Raw genomic sequence first — 5,297 nt, 5'->3', positions numbered from 1 at the left:
CTACGCGACGGCTCAAGGCGTGCGGAAACTGCTTTGGAGTTGGCTGTCATGCGCGCCTCTCAGACAAAGTTTGTCTAACCTACTAGATAAACTTTCGTTCATCTTCCGGTGAAGGGGGGGATAGCACACTCTCCCCCCTTTCAAAACCCCCCTGCCTTCCGCAGGACCAAAAGGGGCTAGTGCCCCTTTGGAAACCCCGTCGACAGATCGCCTCTGGGCACGCCCGATCCTCGCCCCTTGCCAGCCTTGTGGGGGCGCTGCGTGCCGAAGATCGAGCGCACCCAGAGGCGCAGGCATCAATAATATCCGTGGGCACTGGATCGAACGTCGGGGCGGTGCGCGTAGCCAGCCCCGGCCCGCTCTCATCAAAAGGGCCGTAGGGACGGGGCTGGCGTGGGGCCAACTAGCCTCCGCCGCTCATCTTTAGTAAATGTGGCCCCTACTGCTACAAAAACATCAACATATGGACATAGGCGAGCGAGGTAAGTACGCGCATGGCAACATCGGCATCCCATCACATCAGTCGAAAGGCAGTGACCACACTGCTGCACAGCCCCCGGACAGCGGCAGCAATTGGGCGGCCTATGAATGTGGTGGTTTGCATCGACATGAGGCTGCTTGGGATTGCTGCGGAAGAGGCATCGGCAACATTCCGGAAAATGCGGCGGCAAAAATTTGGTCGCTGGTCGGGGTACAAGCCACGAGGCACGGGCACGCCCAAAAACGGCACCCCTGTAGACACGTGGGTGATCGAGGCCCCGAATGGTCGTCACCATGTGCATTGGATGTTGCACATACAGCCGGAGAACAGAGCAGAGTTTGAAGAGAAGCTGGTTCGGTGGGTCAGGTCTATGGCCGGGATGAAGCTGTCAGCCCCCCTTCCTGATGGCGCTTTGCATGTCACTGATGCTCACAACCCAGAGGGTAAAAAGCTCTACATGGCGAAGGGCATTGACCCTTTTTATGCGCGCCTGTTTCGGATCACGCATGTGCCGGGAGGGATCGTGTTCGGTAGGCGAGCTGGTACAGCTCGCGCTCTTGGGCCGTCAGTTTGGAAGCCTCTGAAGAGGGGCTATCTGGCCCGGAAGAGGGCTGGGCTCGTTTGAGGGTCATGGGGAACCGCCCTTAAAACAAGGGGGTAGGCACCGTCCTGTCCGGTCAACCAAATGTTGACCCAGGTGTTGTTTGCTATATATTTATTCCTGATCGTATCCGAGACGGTGAAACCTTATCCGAGGAGAGACCTCTCGACATAAAACGGCCCCGATGCTTTGCCGAGCACGGGGCCGAAGTCGTTTCTAGGAACGGGCAGGTACCGGAACCCCCAGCCCTTACCCTACCTTTTAGAAAGCCTTACGGCTTCTTCGAGGACTTCCAGACCTCATAAATCGACACAGCAAGCTGCGCGACCATGAGGATGATGATGATCGCATCCATTAGGTTACTCCCTGCGTGCCGGGCTGTGGATTTGCCGCTATCGGTTGCCGCCTACACACGACAGACCCGTAACGCCTTGCTTTGGGGTCGCAGGAGGGGCCCCCCGCTTAGCTTCTGGCAAGACGCTTAGGCCACGCACGACAGCTCATCAGACTGCCGATACTTCTATTTATACGCGTGACACGCATCTGTCTCAGAAGAGGGCGTTTTTTCTGTGGATTGCGCGCAATTATTCGGTGGATGCCGGGTCTCCGGCGGATATTCGATCCAGAACTAGCCTGTCAGTTCGCTTGCCCGTACCTGTCGGCCATAGCTGCCTGCCGCCTCTGAACGCGCCTGATAAGGGCTCGGCGCGCGGCCTCTGGTGTGCCTCCGATACGCTCATCATCAGAGCCGCCCCGGCTCAGCAGGTAGACGCCATGATCCTCGACGACGACTTCTCGGCCGAGGCGTGCCGCGAGCTGGTGAAGTTCGGCTTCTTTAGACATCGCGGTCAGCGGCGGCAGCGCGGGCAACCACTTCCTTGGCGTGTGCGATGAATGCAGGGTGTCCTGTTCCTATAGCGGCACGTAGGAACTCCGCTCGTGCCGCTGGGGTACTCAGGTATCTGGTCGCGTCAAAGGGAGTGGTTTTGATGCTCATGATTTTCTCCTGTCCTAGCGATCCCATGGCCAGCGCCAGCTACGCGATCTTTTCGGAGCTTCTAGCAGTGCGGTCGCTTGCTGTTTCCACGCGTCTCGATCTTCACGGACCTCGTCCAGAGCTTCGCGTTCGCGGACGAGCATTGCTTCTAGGGCCTCGATCTTCGCCCTAAGTTCGGGGGTCTCATCGTGGGGTCTCGAAGTGTCCAAGTTGGAGTCGCTTGAGACGGTCTCACCTGTCAGCCGCGGGAAAACCCGGTGCAGCTCTGATGGGTCAATGGAATAGCTGCCGTCTTGGTCTTTTTGAGCAGAAATCTTGCCTTTCGAAATCGCTCTCTGGATCGTTGTTTTGCTTTTTCCGGTCGCCTTGGCCGCCGTTCCAAGGGTGTATCTCTTGGGGTCTCGCACTGTTTCACACCCCCTGTTTCAAGTGTTGCGCGTGCGCTGCGCGGGCAATGTCCGCTTCTCTCCGCGTCGTCGTCATGCTCTGCCCGCCGGGCCCCTCTATTTCGATGGTGCGACCGACACGATCAGCCCAGTCGTCCCGTTCTGAATCCCGGAGCTTGCCCCACCATGTCAGTGCTGGGTCACTCTGCTCTCCGTCCTCGATCATCGGCGGGGCGTCATCGTGCTCCTGCTGCTTTCTCCGCGTTGAGCTATGACGTTCATTCTGTCGGGCGGTGTCGGCTGCCTCGTGGGGGTCTTTCCAGCTCCAATCAAAGCGCACCCACTCAACCGCTCTCCCGAGGCGCTTTGTCGTCATCTTCACCGAGACAGTACCGAAATCGTTCACCTGCTTTAGGGCGGGCTGGAGCACCCATTTGTTGAATTGGGCCCAGACCTGATAGGTCTTCTTGTCTTCGCAGCCCATCAGTGCCCGCAGCTCTGCCACAGTGTAGGTCCAGTGCTGCTGGCGCATGTTCTTTCTGTCGGAAAGCAGGACATATAGCTGACGCCCATGGCCGGTCAGAGAATGCGCTGCGCGAGCCTCAATCTTGGCGAAGGTTTTTGGAGTTTGGATCGCGGCAACAGCAGAGGGCGGGATGAACAAGCGCGCCATCGAGCCTCCTTGTTCGAGATGCCATTCGGCGAGGATCACAGCTCCCCACTCATCGCCCTTGTGTTCTCCTGTCAGGTAAACCCCGGTAAGCCTTGCGAGTGTCACCTTGAGGTGAGCGTTGTCATTCCTTGCGGCCTCGCCACGAAGGCGGCTTGTCGGAATCGACAGCCAAACTGCTTCGCGATGCCCCGGCTGTATGCGGGCCTCATCTAAGGCCGCACCGATTTCCCAAACGACTGACCGCATGGCCGGAGACATGGGCTCTTTGGTTTGGATGGATATGAGGCTCGAAGGAACGGCTATTTCTGACATGTGGAGAGATTATTTTGAGTTTCTCCACTCGTCAATCACCATTCCAGCCCTCCGAAACCTCCACTCATACCCTCCGAAACCTCCACTCATACCCTCCGAAACCTCCACTCATACCCTCCGAAACCTCCACTCCAGCCCTCCGAAACCTCCACTTTAAGCCCCCTAGTGTCAGTGTCGGGTGGCGAGGGGAGCGAAGCGACACGCGACACTCGACACCCGACACTCAAGGAAACTGCCATGCAGCTGAGAAAAGGTCAGGGAGCCGGGTCAGAGCCCTTCGTCGCGCGTATCTGGTCGCGGAGGTCTTCAGGCCATGCAGCCGCAGGCTGAGCAGAGGCCGGCATTGGCGCGGGCTTTCTCAGATTGGCTAGTCGTTCGCCCATGACCTTCTGGACCATCGCGTCGAAGAATTTTCGAAGGGCCGCCGCAGGGTCACCAAAGAGCCGCTGCCACGCTTGCTCCCTCTTCAAAGGGCGAACATCCCCTCCAGACTCGCTCAAACGCTGACCAAGGTCTGAGAGGTCGATATCGATCTCAGCGTTCTCTTCGCCAGCCGCGCTATCCTCGATCTGGTATTCCAGCGAGCGAACCAGCTCAGGGCTCTCAATCAACGCCTGGCGCATATCCGCGAAGGGCAGCTTCGGATCGAGGGGAGTGGAGGCCAGTAGCTGCGAGAAATCCCAATCACCATTGGTGAAGAGCACTGCGAGAGATGTTGCTTCGACATGTTGCCCGAACAGATCGGCAGCCACCTCGTTTTCAGCCTGATGCCGTATCTCATCCGTCTCAATCGCAGAGATGCGAGCGGCCTCAGCCGCCTCGTAGGCATCATAAGCCGCCACAGCGTCCCTGAGAGGGGCTACAGCGGCTTCTAGTGCCTCTGCCCGCCCCTCGGCTACCTGAGCACGCTCCTGAGCCTCCTGAGCCCGTTTCTCAGCCTCTGCGGCTCGACCTTCGATCTCAGCAAGTTCTTTGGCGAGGCGTTCAGCCTTGGCCTGTGCCTTCATCGCGCGGGCTTCATAGGTCGCGGCGCGCTCCCGAAGCTTCTCTGCTTTGGCGCTCTCGGCCCCAATTTGCTCGATGGCGCGGGCGAGGTCCGCTTCCGCTTTGGTGAGCCGTTTGCGGTTCGTGTCCAGTTTGGCCGTGACTTCGGCCAGCTTGGCCTCTTTCGCGGCGATTTCAGCAGGCAGGTCTTCGTGAAGCTGCTGGACTGAGCGGTTGACGGTCGAGGCGAAATCTTCGCCTTCCTCGATCCGGACCCACTTCTCCTTTCCGCGCTCGATGCCGTCCGCGTGGCTGGCCATGACTTTGGCAGTAATCGTCTGGATCTCGCGCAGCGCGGCCCGCTTCACGACCTGCGACAGCATCGTCCCATCTTCGGCGATGCCCCTCAGCTGGAAGTGGGCATGAGGCGCTGTTTCGTCGCCGTGAAAGACCATACCGGTCAATCGCGTGTTAAAGCGTTCCGCGATCTTCTGGCCGACTTCCAAAAAGGCAGCGTCCTGCCGCTCTTTCGGCAGCCCCTCGAAGATTCTCTGAGCCGCGTGACCGAAGGTGATGATCCCGGCGTAGCTTAGGTTCTGGTTGGACCTGATTTTGCCCTTCTTGCCGATCCGATCTTTGACCTTGTGCCACTCGTCTCGCAGGGCGGCGGATGTCAGAGGCTCGATGATCGTTCGGTTCAGGTGAGAGCGGGTTTCATCGACATATTCGGGTTGAGGACCAAGGCGCAGATCATGTGCCCGCTGGCCGCTACGCGACGGCTCAAGGCGTGCGGAAACTGCTTTGGAGTTGGCTGTCATGCGCGCCTCTCAGACAAAGTTTGTCTAACCTACTAGATAAACTTT

2 protein-coding genes are annotated in these 5,297 nt (G+C 58.8%); both read right to left on the bottom strand.

Annotated elements, in window-relative coordinates:
• Nucleotides 1–2,490: 2,490 nt before the first annotated feature.
• Nucleotides 2,491–3,384 carry a replication initiation protein gene (locus tag BUB53_RS22000; protein ID WP_159437895.1) on the bottom strand — a complete coding sequence of 298 codons (894 nt, stop codon included), beginning with the start codon at nt 3,382–3,384 and terminating at the stop codon, nt 2,491–2,493.
• A 320-nt stretch (nt 3,385–3,704) separates the two neighbouring features.
• Nucleotides 3,705–5,252: a plasmid recombination protein gene (locus BUB53_RS21995; RefSeq protein WP_073038204.1), complete on the bottom strand. Its 1,548-nt coding sequence runs from the start codon at nt 5,250–5,252 to the stop codon at nt 3,705–3,707.
• Nucleotides 5,253–5,297 lie beyond the last annotated feature (45 nt).

This window comes from Roseovarius pacificus, assembly GCF_900142665.1.
Taxonomy (GTDB): domain Bacteria; phylum Pseudomonadota; class Alphaproteobacteria; order Rhodobacterales; family Rhodobacteraceae; genus Roseovarius; species Roseovarius pacificus.
Note: the sequence above shows the minus strand (reverse complement) of the source record. Positions and strands in the feature narration are given on the sequence as shown.